We start from the raw sequence: 16,014 nt of genomic DNA on the forward strand, positions 1-16,014 counted from the left end.
GAATAATCACTCTTTCCTTGGCTCGACAATTTTGTCGTTTCCATAAACCTATCAAGCCCTAAACGCATGAAATGTGTAACTATTTTAACATTATCAGCTAACTTATGGCGCAACTTTGAAACAGAGCGCACCATCCGTGCGCCCCTACATGCGGACACATTTTCATAAGGTGAAAGTATACCAGAAAAAAAGTGCGATCGCACAATTAACTATGTAGAATTATAATATCCCTATCAATGGGATCAGACAGAATATAGATAGGGCAATTAAGGGGGTACTGTTAACAACAGTCTTCAAGCTTGTGCCGAAGGCAATCGCGTTTGGGTTAGGTGGAGGGGAGAAAGTGCGATTCGCGATCGTCTATAAAGTCAAATGTATCATGGGGCGCAACGTTTGAAATAGGGTACACGTCATGTTAGTAAAGGGCGCACGTCATGTTGGTAAAGGGCGCACCATCCGTGCGCCCCTACAGGCGGACATATTTTTCCATGGTGAAAAAGATACCCCAAAACACAGGAAAAATTAACCATTCCAACTCCGGCTGAAAAAGCCTCCTCTCAGGAATCACACCATCAACTCACTGTTGCAAAATCTCCACTATCCTGGTAATCACTTCATTCATCTTTTCCAACTTGAGTTGACCCGCTTTGTAGAGGATGATTTGTTTATCTGCCGTAAATAAACGATTGGGTCTGACATTACTACTCTGCCTCAGTTCTCCAGAACTAAAGTCATCTGACTCAATGACAACAGCATATTCATCCGTCACAGCCCGACTGGTAATTTGACACAGAATTAAATCATCCCCTGATAATACAGCAACCACTAAACTTGGTCGTCTCTTCGCTTGAGTCAAATCGGAAAAGGGAAAAGGGACAACAACAACATCCCCTTTTACAAATCTTGCCAAGCTTCATCCTCCTCTGGCTTTAACCAGTCTTTTTGTAAAGAAGATTCACTAACCTGATAAAGTTCTAACGTTTGGGATTTATCCTTAAGCTTAAGAAACCGGAGGAAATCCAGAACTTCTTTCAAAAGAAACTCTGGAGTTTGCTCTATTTCATGGATAATCAATTCTTTGATACTCATCGGTGGGTAGGGTGAGAGTTTGTGTATAGCGATTCGAGAGTGCGATCGCGATCGTCTATAAAGTCAAATATATCATGGGGCGCAACGTTTGCAATAGGGCGCACGTCATGTTGGTAAAGGGCGCACCATCCGTGCGCCCCTACAGGCGGACACATTTTCATAAGGTAAAATAATACCAGAAAAAAGACGTGATCGCATGGATTTGGTTTGAGTGCGATCGCTCTGTTCGGCTACAATAAAACCAACGTTTTGTTCTGGAGGTGCTTTTCCTGACAGAACCTTTAGATGATGCTGCCATTGCAGAAATAAACCAAAGCGATCGGTAATATTGTTGTCCGATTTCCCCTGCTTCATTGTCAAGACTGTGCCAGATCGAATCATCCTCAAATGATACCGAACAAGTGGCATAAAGTGGGAGCACTTATGGGTTGAGGGAGGAGAGTGCGATCGCGTTTGGGTGAGGTTGAAGGGAAAAAGTGCGATCGCGATCGTCTATAAAGTCAACTATATCATTGGGCGCACGTCGGTGCGCCCCTACAGGCGGACACATTTTTCCATAGTAAAATAATACCATAAAAAAGGCGCGATCGCTGTTTGGTTTAGGTTGATACCAAGTTGCAGTCTAAGGTAGAATCTGTCATGCTGAGCAAAACGCAGTGAAACGGAGTGACGCGAAGCATCTGCCCAGATTCTGACGCTCGTTCCGACGCTCGTTCCGACGCTCGTTCCTCGCTACCGCGCAAGCGTCACGCTTCGCTCTTCCTAGACATGATAGAACGCAACTTGGTATGAGGAGAGATTGTGCGATCGCGTTTGGTTTAGGTTTAAGGGAAAAACTGCGATCGCACTCTTGATTAATTCCCAGTTACAATAACTTTTAAACACGCTTGCGTCATGTCAAATTATCCATCTGTCTATGCCAGCCAAGGATATTTTTCACAACACCGTCTGATCAGCCCTAGAAAAAGATGGCTGGGTAATCACCGATGATCCTTTACACCTGAAAGTTGGTGGAACAGAAATGTATATAGACTTAGCCGCAGAACGATTAATTGCTGCCCAGAAAAATGGTCAAAAGATAGCCGTTGAAATCAAAAGTTTTTTGCGAGAATCGGAACTAACTGAATTTCACTTAGCCCTTGGTCAATTTCTGAACTATCGCTTGGCATTAAAGCAAAAATTACCCAATTTTGTTTTATACCTAGCCATTCCTACAGATACTTATAATACCTTATTCCGTCGCCCATTCATTCAGGACGCTATCGAAGAATATCAACTCAAATTACTGATTTTTGACCCCAATAGACAGGAAATTGTAGCATGGAAACCTTAAACACACAGGCACTCGTCCAAAAAATCTTGAAAGCCCACGCTACCAATTTTAAAGATGATCAGACAGAAGTCCAACTCATTTTTGATAATGAGCGTAATCATTACCTAATGATGGTGGTGGGTTGGCATGACCAACGACGAGAATACGAGAGCCTAATTCATATTGATATCAAAGATAACAAAATTTGGATTCAGAGTGATGGAACTGAAATAGGAGTAGCCAATGAATTGGTGGAAGCTGGAATTCCACGACAGGATATAGTTTTAGGATATAAGTCTCCCTTCAAACGGCAATTTACTGAATATGCTCACCTGTAGTCTCGAATGAAATGTGTAAGTATTCTAACATTATCAGCTAACTTATGGCGCAACTTTGAAACAGGGCGCACCATCCGTGCGCCCCTACAGGCAGACAGATTTTTCCATAGTAAAATAATACCAGAAAAAGGGCGCGATCGCAAACTTTTTATCTTCCTCCACAATGGCTTAAAAGAATAACGCTTTCTGGAACGGGTGCAAGATATGAGCATCTCATCTAAAAGACGCGATCGCATCCGCAACTGATGAAACAAACCCCCTTAACAACTATAATTAATTTGTTTCAACCTGAAGTTCATACAGATTCCAAAACGCCCCATTTAAAGCCGAAAACTTGATTGGATTAATCCGATCGCGCACAGCCTGCAAAGACAGGGGATTCACTAAATACAAAAACGGCACTTGTTCCTGCACAATCTGTTGAAATTGACCATAAATTTCTTGGCGCTTACGCTCATCTAATTCCTTCACCCCTTCCTCAAATAAACGGTCGATTTCCAGTTCCCAGTCTGATACTTCCCACCCTTGAATCGGCGGTTCTCCAGGCATTTGCCCCTGATTAAATTGATGTAATGATCCTTGGGAGTACCAAATATTAAAGCTACTGTGAGGTTCCACGCCACCGCCACCGAATCCGCCCACATAAGCTTCCCAGTCTCGACTCATCAACTTCTGCACAATCACATTAAAGTTAATCACCTGTAAATCCGCTTGTATCCCTAGATTGTTCAAATCATTTTGAATCTGAACCGCTGCGTCTATGCGAGATTTTTCTTCCGCTTTCACCAAAAGTGTAAATCGTACCGGGTTATTATCCCAGTCCAATAGTTTCCCTTGGTCATTATATTTAAACCCCGCATCAAGTAGTAATTCCCTTGCCTTTTGCGGGTCATAATCATAAACCTTCAATCCTTCTTCTGGAGACAAATAATAAGGACTTTGCATCGCCACAGGCGAATGCTGTAATTCACCCAATCCTCAGAAAAATATTAGTTTTCATCGCTTCACGGTTAATCCCATAAGCAACGGCTTGCCGAAATGCTAACGTATTAAACCAACGAGATTTAATCGGATCAACAAAAGGTTCTCCTTTTTCATTCTTGGCTTTGTTGAGATTGAAGCCAAAAAATCGGGTATCTGATGAAGCACCGCCGTTATAAATCTTATAGTTTCCTCGTTTTTCTTCCTGCTTTAGTAAGCCAAACATTTCCGGCGCAACGTCCAGTAAAAACCAACGACGAATTCGAGCAATCATATTCTCTTGCTTCTGACTTCTCTCAACTTGTCCTTCCCATACCTTAACCCCTCTGCGTCCTCTGCGTAAACCTCTGCGTACCTCTGCGTTAAAACAACCTAACTCCGAACTTTCTCCATTACCCTTAATCTTCAGAAATCCTCAACTCGTGAATATTCCAGAACGCACCACCCAAAGCCGAATACTCAATCCCCTCCACGCGATCGCGCACAGCCGTCATTGACAGTGGATTCACCAGATAAATAAAGGGTAAATGTTCTTTAATCAGGCGTTGTGCTTCGCCATAAATAGCCTTACGCTTTTCTTCATCTAACTCTTGAGACCCCTTAATATAAAGGTCATTAATCTCTTGCTCCCAAGGCGCCACTTCCCGCCCCTGAATCTCCGGTTGACCAACCGTTGGTTTTTGATTAAAACTGTGTAATCCGCCTTCCGTAGACCAGACATTAGCACTATTATTCGGTTCTAATCCGCCACCCGAAAAACCCAGCAGATGAGATTCCCAATCTAAGCTATTACTGAGTTTTTCCACCAGGGTACTGAAGGCAATTGGGTTAAAATCCACTTGTATGCCAACTTTAGCTAAATCTCGTTTAATTTGCGAACCCATTGCTTCGCGCAGTTTATTCCCCGCATTGGTGATCAAGGTAAAACGAACCCGATTTCCTTGATCATCGAGTAGTTGTCCTTCATCGTTGTATTGGAACCCTGCTTTTAATAGTAATTCTTTCGCTTTTTCCAGATTATAATCATACACAGCAAGTCCCTCTTCTGGAGACAAATAATAAGGACTTTGTACAGGAAGGTTGGAATATTGAGGTTCACCTAATCCCCGAAACAAATTATCAATCATCGTTCGCCGGTCAATTGCATAAGCAACCGCCTGTCTAAATTCCAGCCTGTTAAACCAACGAGATTTCATCGATTCAACCAGCGGTTTACCATCCCGACTTCCTTTGTTAAGATTAAATGAAATAAAACTGGAACTTAGAGTTGGACCGCCAACGTAAATATTAAAGTTGCTTCGTTCCTCTTCCCGCTTGAGTAGGGAATAAAAATCTGGTGAGACACCAATCGCATCTAACCCACCGGAACGAAATTGCAAAAAAGCAGTATCGGTAGATTCAACAATTTCCCAGAAGAGGTTATTAATATAAGGTTGAGGCTGACCTTGAGGTCCCTTGCGCCAGTAATAGGGATTGCGGCGGAATACGATGCGTTGATTGGTATTATAGCGATCCAGTTGGTAGGGTCCATTGACCACAATTTTATCCGGGTCGGTATCCACACCCCAAGTGGTCATAAACTTGGGTCTTCCTTCTTGGTCTTTCTCAGTTACAGTATCCTTAAGGGCGTGGGCGGGTAAAATTGTCAGTCCCGTGGTGCGGAGAAAGGGAGCAAAGGGTTCTGGTGTGGTAAATTCAACTCGTCTCTCGTCCAATTTCCGCACCGTGGGAAAGCCGCGCGTTTCGCCAATTCTGAGAATGTCGCGAATATCGGTGGGAATGTCTTCGTTGAGGTAGATATCGTTATAGGTAAATACGACATCATCAACGGTTAAAGGTTCTCCATCAGACCATTTTAATCCCTCTCGCAGGGTAAAGACAATGCGCTGTTGGTTGTCAGAGATTTCCCAGGATTCAGCGAGGGCGGGTTCAATTTCACCCGTGACACCATTTTCAGTTACCAACCCCTCGTAAGTGTAACCAAAAATATTCGGGGACTCCTGAGAGAGGGCGTAGTTAAAGGTTTTGGGATCACTGAGAATACTGGTTACGAGTTGAGATCCCTGTGCGGCTTGTGAGGTAAAGGTTGCAGGGTTGCAGGCGGACAGCGCGATCGCGATGACACAGGTGAGTAGACTCACAAACCAGCGACGTAGAGGAATGTTGGGCAAGATAGTCACGATCCGATTAAATGCTTACACCTAATTGTAGGGCGACAATACTGTAAGATTTAATATCGGTTAGGACATAGCAGAAATTAGTAAAGACGCGCCATGGCGCGTCTCTACTACCCTCCAGATGTTCTCGTTTCCAGCCGTTAGGCTTCAACTATCCCAATCACAGAAGACAACCGATTATTCATTCTCATCATCCAGATATTCCTCAGCCAACTCCTCTGAGTCTTCGTCCTCATTCAGCAACGAGCCAAAATCGCTGGTATCAGAGTCTTCCATACTGTAAGCGCGAGCCGTGCGATCGTCTAGCACTTCTAGGGAATCGTCTTGGTCGAATTCAGTACTCTCATTGAGATCGCCGAAATTATACTCAGCGCCCCCATTGGAAGACTCAGCATCCACCCCACTGTTTGGATCTTCATAGGCGTTGTACCCGGTTCCTGCAGGAATCAGGCGACCAATAATTACGTTCTCCTTGAGACCCCGTAACCAATCAGATTTCCCTTCAATGGCGGCTTCGGTGAGAACGCGGGTGGTTTCCTGGAAGCTAGCGGCGGAGATGAAACTATCCGTATTCAGTGAGGCTTTAGTAATCCCCAATAATACAGGAGTATATTGAGCCGGTGCACCCCCAGTAATTGCCATGGCTTCATTCACAGTCTCAATTTGCCGCAACTCCACCAATTCTCCCGGTAGCATCGTGGTATCACCCCCATCATCAACCCGAACTTTCGAGGTCATCTGACGGACAATCACTTCGATGTGCTTATCCGAGATGTCAATTCCCTGGGATTGATACACCGACTGGACTTCATTCACCAGAAATGCCTGCGCCGCTTGCAGTCCAGCTAAAGCACCTTCATAGATTCCCTTGTCTTCCACCGTGAAATTGAAGAAAATCTCCAGAATCTCGTGAGGATTTGCTGGTCCATCGGTTAATGCTTGACCCACCTTAACAAACTGAGCATCGGAAACCAGTGCGTTTTGTCCGGGACTAATCGGATAGTCGGTAATCACGCCTTCCGCTTCAATCACTTTGATATCAACAGTTTCATCTTCCTCATAAACCACCTGCGTTTCACCGGGGCGTCGGGCTAACACACAGGCTTCTTTGGGTTTACGGGCTTCTAGGAGTTCTTCAATTCGAGGTAACCCTTGAATAATATCCCCAGTCTTCGCCCGCTCGAACACCAGCAGCACTAGGTTGTCACCCCGTTGCACCAAGTCTCCATTATCAATTTGCAGCACCGCACCGGCTGACACACGGTAGGGACGTGCTAGTCGCAAGGTTACCGAGTCCTCGTTAACTTGGACAACTTGTCCCGATTCGGAGGCTTGCACGTTCGAGGCGAGAAAAGCGGTCTCCACGATTAAATCTCCCACCTTCACCTGGGGTGTGCCACTAATGGGAATGGTGATCCGATCCGCATCCCGAACCACCAGTACCCGACGAATGGCTTCCACCCCTTCGCGAATCCCCCGGACTTCACCGGCTTCTTTACACTGAATTTCGGTGCGGGCGACGACGGCTTTGGGCGCAATTTTATCCCCATCGTTGACCAACAGCCGGGTTTGGGTACTCCCACCCAACGGATCAGCAGAGGTATCGCGTCGGACGACCAAAGATTCCAGGATCACCAACTGCAAACGCATGTCCTCTGGATCATCAGACTCTTCGGTTGTGACTAATTCAATATCTGCCGAAATCTGAGAGGTGGAATGATCCCCCTCTAATTCCTGAGTCATGTCCAAAACGAGTTGAGTTCGCAGCAACTCCAGTCCTTCCACGGACTTGATCCGCTCTCCATCTTTATAAGGTAGCCGCTGAATCGTCCGCAGCTCAATCCCGATCGCACTCTCAGCATCAGACTGACCGCCCACTCCTGAAGCACCATTGGCACTGTCGATGGACGCTTGCGAGGGGACATCCGGTTCGTCGGGAACAGTAAATTCAACCACAGGTCTGAGCAGCAGTGCCATTCCCTCTGGCGTCTCTGCCATTTCCCCATACCGCAGCTCTGCTACGGTTAGCCCAGGGACGGGTTCTGTACCGGGATACACCAACTGACCTTCAGACACAAAGGCTTCAGGTAGCTCATCCACCAGATGCAATTCTCCGGGCTTGATCACAATTTCCCGCAGAATGTCATTCTTCTGCACGACCTCAACAATACCTCCTGATTGGCAGAAGATATCTTTCACCACCTCTGTACCGGCTTCCACATATTGACCGTCTTCCACCAGCAGCAATGAGATATCTTTGTTGACCTCGTGGCATTCTTCAGGAATCCACAGGAGGCTCCCCCCTTTGGTGACTTCGTATCCTTGCTTGGCTTTACCGCGTTTGGCGACTTCCACGCCGCCATACTTAATAATGCCCCCGGTCTGGGTACGATAGCGATCATCAATCAACTCCGCCACCACTTGATTATTTAGCACTTTTGTGCCTGGGGTTGCCTTGAGCAAGAAACGCTGGTTATTAGCCGTGTGAATCACATACTGTTCGCGACCCCCACTACTTTCCATCCGCACCGCTGCTTGGTCTAGGCGCACCGACGCGGTGATGATGTCAATTTCCCGCTTACCCGGTGTCAGTCGAACTACCCCACCGTTTTGGCTGACTAACTTGGTTTCTGCGAGCACGGAACCGGGTTCCACAGCATCGCCGTTTTTGACCACGGGTTCGGCACCAGGAGGCAGGTTATACACCTCTCCCGATAACACCCACAACAATCCACCCCGCTGGGCAATACGGGTCGTATTCCCTTGGCGATCTGTTTTTTCTTCGGGGATCAAATCGGCAAACAGGACTTCTCCCGCCAAATCCGAGGCTACGTCTTTCGCCGCTTTTTCTGTAGACAGACGAGATTTGCCCAACGCCACTTCGGCTAAAAGCTGTTCAGCTTTCACCTGTTCTCCATCGCTAACCAGGAGAATGGAACCGGGTGTGACGGGAATGGTTTTGCTTTTCCCCTTATTAGTCGGTTCCAGAATCAGATCGCCGGCGACTTCTACTTGTTCGCGCTCTTCACCGTGGCGGGTACGGACACCCCGGGTTCGCAGACGGCTAGAAAAGCGGACAACGCCGTCAAACGCCGCTGGGACTTGACGGGCAACTTCACCGGTGAATACTCCCCCTGTGTGGAATGTCCGCATGGTGAGCTGAGTTCCGGGTTCACCAATGGACTGAGCCGCAATAATACCAACGGCTTCTCCCAAGTCCACCATGTGCCCATGTGCCAAACTCCAGCCGTAGCAATGCTGACAGACAGAGCGCGAGGCTTCACAGGTGAGGGGTGAGCGAACCATCAACTCTTGCACCTCGGCTTTGCCGATGATGTCGGCTAATTCGTCAGAGATGGCTTGGTTGCGTTTGGCGATCACCTCTTTGGTTTTCGGATGTAGCAAATCGGCGGCTAGGACTCGCCCCAAGAGCCGATCTTGCAGTGGAATCAACACGCGATCGCCATCGGTCATCGCGGTAAGCTGAATGCCTCGGGTTGTCCCACAGTCTACTTCCCGGACAATCACATCCTGAGACACATCCACTAAACGCCGAGTTAGATACCCGGAGTCCGCCGTTCTCAAGGCTGTATCCACCAGTCCTTTGCGTGCCCCGTAACTGGAAATAATATATTCGGTAACGGTTAACCCTTCCCGGAAATTGGTCTTGATCGGCAGGTCAATAATTTCCCCTTGCGGATCAGCCATCAGACCCCGCATCCCGACCAATTGGCGTACCTGAGACAAGTTTCCTCTTGCCCCGGAAAATGCCATCATATAGACCGAATTCAAGGGATCAGTTGCCTTGAAATTCACCACCACCTCGTCTTTCAGGGCTTCCGACGTACTATTCCAGGTATCAATAACTTTCTGGAATCGTTCAACTTCTGTAATTTCACCCCGACTGTAGCGGGCTTCCGTGGCGCGAATCTGGGCTTCCGCCGCTTCTAGCATCTCACGCTTCTTCGGCGGAACGAGTAGGTCATCGACACTAATCGAAACCCCTGCTTTTGTGGCATAGCGGAATCCTAAATCCTTAAGTTGGTCAGCCATCTGAGCTGTCCGGGCGCTGCCATACTTAGTAAACGCCCAGGAAATGAGTTTTTTGAGCTGACCTTTATCAACGACTCGATTGTAGAAAATCGTTTCTTTTTGACCTGCTTTATTTGTCATATCTTTTGTCATTCGTCCTTGGTCATTTGTCTTTTAGGGAACAGGGAACGGGGAACAGGGAAATTCTAGACGTTTGACTGGGAGAAGCATTCGCGATGACAATTTAGCCGTAGAACCGAAAAATCTGGGCGCGAATGCTTCTCCCCTACGAATCACAAATCCCTACGAATCACGAATCCAATCCATCCATGATATCTGTCCCCTATTTCAGGCAATCATTAGGGCATCTTGAATTGCTTTGTTGTAAATAATCCGACCCGGCGTTGTCCGAATGTACTGAGAAATCAGTTCACCATCAGCCGTTTCCCGAACCCGGCGGTCTTTGTAGATTTTCGTCACTATTCCATCGGAGGATGTTTCTGTAGAAATTACCTGATCATCATCAGACTTGCCACTCTGCATCGTGCCATCAAAGCGCACCCACACATAAGCATGTAACTCGACTTGCTTTTGCTCAAAGGCTCGGATGGCATCATCTAGAGAGGCAAAATAGCGATCTGCGCCTTTTGTGGCGTGGGGATTTTCGGCGGTGAGGTAATAGCAACCCAGCACCATATCCTGACTCGGTGCGACAATCGGACGTCCCGTCGCTGGAGAGAGAATATTATTGGACGCCAACATTAACAATCGAGCTTCGGCTTGGGACTCCAAAGACAGGGGAACGTGAACCGCCATCTGGTCGCCGTCAAAGTCCGCGTTAAAGGCAGGACAGACCAAAGGATGCAATTGAATGGCGCGACCTTCAACCAAAATCGGTTCAAAAGATTGAATCCCTAAGCGGTGCAGCGTTGGCGCTCGGTTGAGCAAGACGGGATGACCAGCAATCACTTCTTCTAGGACATCCCAAACGCTGGGGTCACCTCGCTGAATCAATTTTTTGGCGGCTTTAATATTATTAACTAACCCCTGACTAATCAGACGATGGATCACAAAGGGTTGAAACAGTTCAATCGCCATCTCGCGGGGTAAACCGCACTGGTGAATTTTCAGATTTGGACCGACAACGATCACCGAACGTCCGGAGTAATCAACCCGTTTACCCAAAAGGTTTTGGCGGAATCGACCCTGTTTCCCTTCAATAATGTCGGACAATGACTTTAATGCCCGATTATTCGCACCCACCACCGTGCGTCCCCGGCGTCCATTATCAATCAGCGCATCGACCGCTTCTTGCAGCATCCGCTTTTCATTGCGGACAATAATTTCTGGGGCGAGGATTTCCTGAAGACGTGCCAAGCGATTATTGCGGTTGATCACCCGGCGATACAAGTCATTCAAGTCTGAGGTGGCGAAGCGTCCCCCATCCAGCTGAACCATGGGACGCAAATCCGGTGGGATAACGGGAATCACCGTCAGCACCATCCAGTCAGGTTGCGACCCGGTGGCGATGAAGTTATCAATGACCCGCAGCCGCTTAATCAGCTTTGCCCGCTTTTGACCTTTAGCGTTGCTGATGTCCTCGCGCAGCTTTTCTGCTTCACTGTCTAAGTGGACATCTTGCAAGAGTCGTTGTAGAGCTTCCGCACCAATTCCTACCTCTACACCATTGAGTTCAGAGTCTTCGCTGTAAAGTTGTTCCTCAATTTCCAGCCATTGGTCTTCAGTCAATAGCTGTTTATAGCTGAGATTTTCAGCATTTCCTGGACTCAGAACCACATAAGCATTGAAATAAACAATCTGCTCGACATCCCGCAACGGCATATCCAACAGAATACTCAGGTAACTGGGAATCCCTTTGAGATACCAGACATGTGCCACAGGCGCCGCCAGTTTAATGAACCCCATGCGGTGTCGTCGAACCCGCGACTCTGTAACTTCCACGCCGCAGCGTTCACAGACAATCCCACGATGGCGAACTCGTTTGTATTTGCCGCAGTGACATTCCCAGTCTTTAGCCGGACCAAAAATCCGCTCACAGAACAACCCGTCCATTTCGGGTTTGAGCGTGCGATAGTTAATGGTTTCCGGTTTCGTCACTTCCCCCACCACTTGACCATTCGGTAGGGTACGTTCTCCCCATATACGGATTCGCTCCGGAGAGGCAATTCCAATTTTTACGTAGTCAAAGCGCTGTTCTTGTTGCTGTTTCATCTTCCAGGGTTTTGAGTTTTGAGGGTTCCAGATGTAGATACTGGATGTTCCAGACGTAGCCGGCTACGTCTAGAACATTCAACAGGGAGAACTTATAACTCTTCTTCTTCGAGTTCCTCACTGCGGAGGGATTCATAGGTGGGTCGGTTAGGGGTACGACGCCGGTCGCCATCTGCCATCAAATCGACTTCTAAGTCACGGCTAGAGCCATCTTCAGCGGTTTCTACTTTGTGAACGGCAATATCGAGTCCCAGGGATTGAAGTTCTCGCATCAACACCTTAAAGGATTCCGGAGTACCGGGTCGGGGAATCGCCTTGCCTTTGACAATAGCGTTAAGGGCTTCATTACGACCCTGCATATCGTCCGATTTCACGGTAAGTAACTCTTGCAGGGTATAAGCCGCACCAAAGGCTTCCAATGCCCAAACTTCCATTTCCCCAAACCGCTGACCGCCCTGCTGTGCTTTACCTCCCAGGGGTTGCTGGGTAACCAAAGAGTATGGACCGGTGGAACGAGCGTGAATCTTATCATCCACCAAGTGAACCAGTTTCAACATATAGGCAATACCAACGGTCACCGGACGATCAAAGGCTTCGCCTGTGCGACCGTCAAACACCTGAATTTTACCTGGATTTTCTGGATCAAATATCCAATCTTGCTGAGTTTCTTCACGGGCTTGCTGGAGTTTGCCGTGAACGGTAAGCCGGGATGCTTCTTCCCCATACATTTCATCAAAGGGGATCATTTTAAATCGCAGTCCCAAGTTTTCACCCGCCCATCCCAGTAAACATTCAAAGACTTGACCGACATTCATCCGACTAGGAACACCCAAGGGATTGAGAATAATGTCTAGGGGAGTGCCATCAGGGAGGTAAGGCATATCTTCCATCGGCAAAATCCGGGAAATGATCCCCTTATTACCGTGACGACCTGCCATTTTATCGCCCACCTGAATCTTGCGCTTCTGAGCCACATAGACACGCACCACCATGTTGGCACCGGGCGGGAGTTCATCGCCTTGCTCACGGGTAAAGATGCGGACATCCACAACCCGACCTTTTTCGCCGTTGGGAACACGCAAGGAATTGTCACGCACGTCCCTGGCTTTTTCGCCGAAAATTGCCCGAAGTAACTTTTCTTCTGGGGGTTGGTCGGATTCGCCTTTGGGCGTCACTTTACCCACGAGAATGTCTCCGGCTTCCACCCAAGCCCCAATGCGGATAATTCCTTGTTCGTCAAGTTGGCGCAGCGCATCTTCCCCGACGTTAGGAATTTCACGGGTAATTTCTTCAGGTCCGAGCTTGGTTTGTCGGGCTTCAATTTCGTATTTTTCGATGTGAATACTGGTGTACACATCATCCAACACCAGTCGCTCGCTAATCAGGATGGCGTCTTCGTAGTTGTAGCCCTCCCATGGCATATAGGCAACCAAAATATTCTGTCCCAGTCCCAGTTCTCCCCCTTCGGTGGCTGAACCGTCAGCCAGAATTTGACCGGCTTCCACGTCATCCCCACGAAAGACCAAAGGACGCTGATTTAAGCAGGTATCTTGGTTGGAGCGCTGATATTTCTGGAGTTCGTATTCAATAATTTCCGGTTCGCTCGTTTTTCCATTCTCGACGTTTTCTCCGGGCAATGCAGGGGGTGCGGTGGGTGCGGTTTGCACCCGAATTTTTGTCGCATCTACATAAACCACCTCACCGGCTTTACGTGAGACAATCACCATCCCCGAATCCCGTGCGGCTTGGGCTTCTAAGCCTGTACCCACGAGGGGACGCTCTGGACGTAACAAGGGGACGGCTTGCCGTTGCATGTTTGAACCCATCAAGGCGCGGTTGGCGTCATCATGTTCCAGGAAGGGAATTAATGAAGTAGCCACAGAGATAATTTGCACCGGGGATACCGCCACAAAGTCTACTTGATCTGGGGTCGTGGTGGTGAATTCTTGGCGATAGCGCACGGGTACTGATTCGCCCAAGATATAACCATTTTGATCAATGGGGATGTCACCGGGAGCCACACGCAAGTCATCCTCTTCATCTGCGGTCATGTAAAGGGGCGCCTTGTCTTTGATCACCCGCCCATTTTCTACAGGGTACGAGGGGGTTTCAATAAAGCCGTAGGCATTCACCCGTGCGTGGGTTGCCAAGGAACCAATTAGACCCGCGTTGGGTCCTTCTGGCGTTTCGATGGGACAAATCCGTCCATAGTGAGAGGGGTGAATATCCCGCACCGCAAACCCAGCCCGTTCCCGGGTTAAACCACCGGGTCCGAGGGCAGATAAACGGCGTTTGTGGGTTAACTCAGCTAGGGGATTGGTCTGATCCATGAACTGGGATAGCTGAGATGAGCCAAAGAATTCTTTAATGGCGGCGACTAGGGGTTTGGGATTAACCAAAGAGGCGGGGGTTAAGGTATCGGAGTCGGAAACCGTCATCCGTTCCCGAATGATCCGTTCTAAGCGATTCAATCCCACCCGAACTTGGTTTTGCAGGAGTTCTCCCACCGAACGAACCCGACGGTTCCCCAAATGGTCGATATCGTCGGTGCTGCCAATATCAAATTCCAGGTTGATCAGGTAATCAATGGCGGACATAATATCTTGGGGAGTCAGGACTCGGATGGTATCGGCAACATTTAAGCGCAACTTTTTGTTAATTTTGTAGCGACCGACACGACCGAGGTCATAGCGTTTGGGGTCGAAAAAGCGTGAGTCTAATAACTGCTGACCCCCGCTTACCGTGGGCGGTTCACCCGGACGGAGCTTGCGATATAGCTCCAGGAGGGCGTCTTCTTCACTGGGATTGCCTTCTTTGTCTAAGGTCTTTTGATAATAATCGGGGTGGCGCAGGGCGTCGATAATTTCATTGTCCGAGAGTCCTAGGGCTTTTAAGAGAACTTGGGCAGACAATTTCCGGGTTTTGTCGATGCGAACCCAGACTAAATCATTTTTGTCGGTTTCAAATTTTAACCAGGCGCCCCGGTTGGGAATTAAAGAGGCGGAGTAGGTGCGGCGTCCATTTTTGTCGATTTCTGACTTGTAGTACACGCCGGGACTGCGGACAATTTGATTGACAATGACGCGCTCGGCGCCGTTAATAATAAATGTACCGCGATCGGTCATCAGGGGCAGATCGCCAATAAAGACTTCTTGCTCCTTGATCTCACCCGTCTCTTTGTTGATCAAGCGGGTTGGTACATACATTTGCACCGCATAGGTGCTGTCTCGCCGCTTGGCTTCATCTACATCATATTTAGGACTCTTGAGCTTGTAGTTTTTGCCGATAAAGTGGAGTTCTAGCTTACCCGTATAGTCACTAATTGGCGAGAAGCTGTCGAGTTCTTCAATCAGCCCTTCTTCTAGAAACCAGCGAAAACTAGCTCGCTGAATTTCCACTAAGTCTGGTAATAGATAGGTGGGAGCTGTATAAGTTTGAGTCGTCATGCTTTTCCTTCTGGAGAGGGTGAATCAGCGTAAGCCTTGGCTTCACAGCCAAGGGTATTGGGAAATTTTGACCCCTAACTCGGCGATCCTGATCAACACAGATAGTACGATTGGCTATATCGGTAGGGGTAGATACCCGTCAGTGTCAAAGCACCGCCAAGCCGAGAATTTTTACCACAAAGAAGCGACAAGAGAGTCTGAGGATGATCACGACTGTCTTAATAATCGGCGGGAGGTTTTTAACGATAATAATGATACGGGGCTTGAAACTGTAATTTGATTTCTGTGCATATCTAAGCAATTGTGATCAAAATGTATAGCTATAACCATCTTTACGGTGAATTGGTGTGCAGTAATCCAATCTGATTGACCTCCTCTTTTTGTCAATAACGAACTCGCCACGACCG

Annotated in this window: 11 protein-coding genes and 2 pseudogenes; 4 read left to right on the forward strand and 9 right to left on the reverse strand. The window is 48.0% G+C overall.

From position 1 onward, the window contains the following. Positions 1-577: 577 nt before the first annotated feature. The 4 genes from RIM23_RS13425 to RIM23_RS13440 all read right to left on the reverse strand — a co-directional run bounded on the left by RIM23_RS13425 (position 578) and on the right by RIM23_RS13440 (position 1,663). Positions 578-910, reverse strand: a complete 333-nt coding sequence (locus RIM23_RS13425) for a type II toxin-antitoxin system PemK/MazF family toxin (RefSeq protein ID WP_446367757.1) — start codon at positions 908-910, stop codon at positions 578-580. Continuing rightward, the gene (locus RIM23_RS13430) at positions 895-1,089 is read right to left on the reverse strand and encodes a DUF2281 domain-containing protein (RefSeq protein ID WP_446367758.1); all 195 of its coding nucleotides are present in this window, start codon (positions 1,087-1,089) and stop codon (positions 895-897) included. Before RIM23_RS13430 ends, RIM23_RS13425 begins: the two co-directional genes overlap by 16 nt. Before the next feature lie 105 nt (positions 1,090-1,194). Beyond that, on the reverse strand, positions 1,195-1,470 hold the full coding sequence (locus RIM23_RS13435; protein WP_446367759.1) for a hypothetical protein: 276 nt from the start codon (positions 1,468-1,470) through the stop codon (positions 1,195-1,197). Between the two features lie 40 nt (positions 1,471-1,510). Beyond that, a complete protein-coding gene (locus tag RIM23_RS13440; protein WP_446367760.1) occupies positions 1,511-1,663 on the reverse strand; it encodes a hypothetical protein in 153 nt (50 codons plus the stop codon). Positions 1,664-2,005: 342 nt separating this feature from the next. On the opposite strand from RIM23_RS13440, the pseudogene RIM23_RS13445 reads away from it, so the two are divergent. The 3 genes and pseudogenes from RIM23_RS13445 (at position 2,006) to RIM23_RS13455 (ending at position 2,919) form a co-directional block, all read left to right on the forward strand. Beyond that, a pseudogene (locus tag RIM23_RS13445) lies at positions 2,006-2,422 on the forward strand (XisH family protein). Next, the gene (locus tag RIM23_RS13450) at positions 2,410-2,739 is read left to right on the forward strand and encodes an element excision factor XisI family protein (RefSeq protein WP_446367761.1); all 330 of its coding nucleotides are present in this window, start codon (positions 2,410-2,412) and stop codon (positions 2,737-2,739) included. Before RIM23_RS13445 ends, RIM23_RS13450 begins: the two are co-directional and overlap by 13 nt. Before the next feature lie 6 nt (positions 2,740-2,745). Continuing rightward, complete coding sequence (locus RIM23_RS13455; protein ID WP_446367762.1) at positions 2,746-2,919, forward strand: hypothetical protein; 174 nt, start codon at positions 2,746-2,748, stop codon at positions 2,917-2,919. Between the two features lie 93 nt (positions 2,920-3,012). Here the strand turns inward: RIM23_RS13455 and RIM23_RS13460 are convergent. From RIM23_RS13460 to rpoB, 5 genes and pseudogenes are all read right to left on the reverse strand, one after another. Then, a pseudogene (locus tag RIM23_RS13460) lies at positions 3,013-3,964 on the reverse strand (ABC transporter substrate-binding protein); the annotation flags it as partial. Between the two features lie 154 nt (positions 3,965-4,118). Next, positions 4,119-5,882 (reverse strand): ABC transporter substrate-binding protein, encoded by a 1,764-nt coding sequence (locus tag RIM23_RS13465; protein WP_446367766.1) that lies wholly within the window; start codon positions 5,880-5,882, stop codon positions 4,119-4,121. Positions 5,883-6,074: 192 nt separating this feature from the next. Further along, positions 6,075-10,082: a DNA-directed RNA polymerase subunit beta' gene (locus RIM23_RS13470; RefSeq protein ID WP_446367763.1), complete on the reverse strand. Its 4,008-nt coding sequence runs from the start codon at positions 10,080-10,082 to the stop codon at positions 6,075-6,077. A gap of 195 nt (positions 10,083-10,277) precedes the next feature. After that, positions 10,278-12,161, reverse strand: a complete 1,884-nt coding sequence (locus tag RIM23_RS13475; RefSeq protein WP_446367764.1) for a DNA-directed RNA polymerase subunit gamma — start codon at positions 12,159-12,161, stop codon at positions 10,278-10,280. Between the two features lie 92 nt (positions 12,162-12,253). Further along, complete coding sequence (rpoB, locus tag RIM23_RS13480) at positions 12,254-15,607, reverse strand: DNA-directed RNA polymerase subunit beta (RefSeq protein ID WP_446339690.1); 3,354 nt, start codon at positions 15,605-15,607, stop codon at positions 12,254-12,256. Here rpoB and RIM23_RS13485 point away from each other — a divergent pair. After that, positions 15,606-15,887 carry a hypothetical protein gene (locus tag RIM23_RS13485; RefSeq protein WP_446367765.1) on the forward strand — a complete coding sequence of 94 codons (282 nt, stop codon included), beginning with the start codon at positions 15,606-15,608 and terminating at the stop codon, positions 15,885-15,887. The two genes, rpoB and RIM23_RS13485, sit on opposite strands and share 2 nt — an antisense overlap. Positions 15,888-16,014 lie beyond the last annotated feature (127 nt).

Source organism: Coleofasciculus sp. G3-WIS-01, from assembly GCF_040223135.1.
Lineage (GTDB): Bacteria > Cyanobacteriota > Cyanobacteriia > Cyanobacteriales > Coleofasciculaceae > Coleofasciculus.

Bases quoted from the DNA above. Each gene is read 5' to 3' on its own strand.
- RIM23_RS13485 (WP_446367765.1), top strand. From the start codon at position 15,606: ATGCTTTTCCTTCTGGAGAGGGTGAATCAGCGTAAGCCTTGGCTTCAC.
- RIM23_RS13475 (WP_446367764.1), bottom strand. From the start codon at position 12,161: ATGAAACAGCAACAAGAACAGCGCTTTGACTACGTAAAAATTGGAATT.
- RIM23_RS13430 (WP_446367758.1), bottom strand. From the start codon at position 1,089: ATGAGTATCAAAGAATTGATTATCCATGAAATAGAGCAAACTCCAGAG.
- RIM23_RS13450 (WP_446367761.1), top strand. From the start codon at position 2,410: ATGGAAACCTTAAACACACAGGCACTCGTCCAAAAAATCTTGAAAGCC.
- RIM23_RS13455 (WP_446367762.1), top strand. From the start codon at position 2,746: ATGAAATGTGTAAGTATTCTAACATTATCAGCTAACTTATGGCGCAAC.
- RIM23_RS13470 (WP_446367763.1), bottom strand. From the start codon at position 10,082: ATGACAAAAGATATGACAAATAAAGCAGGTCAAAAAGAAACGATTTTC.
- rpoB (WP_446339690.1), bottom strand. From the start codon at position 15,607: ATGACGACTCAAACTTATACAGCTCCCACCTATCTATTACCAGACTTA.
- RIM23_RS13440 (WP_446367760.1), bottom strand. From the start codon at position 1,663: ATGGTATTATTTTACTATGGAAAAATGTGTCCGCCTGTAGGGGCGCAC.
- RIM23_RS13435 (WP_446367759.1), bottom strand. From the start codon at position 1,470: ATGATTCGATCTGGCACAGTCTTGACAATGAAGCAGGGGAAATCGGAC.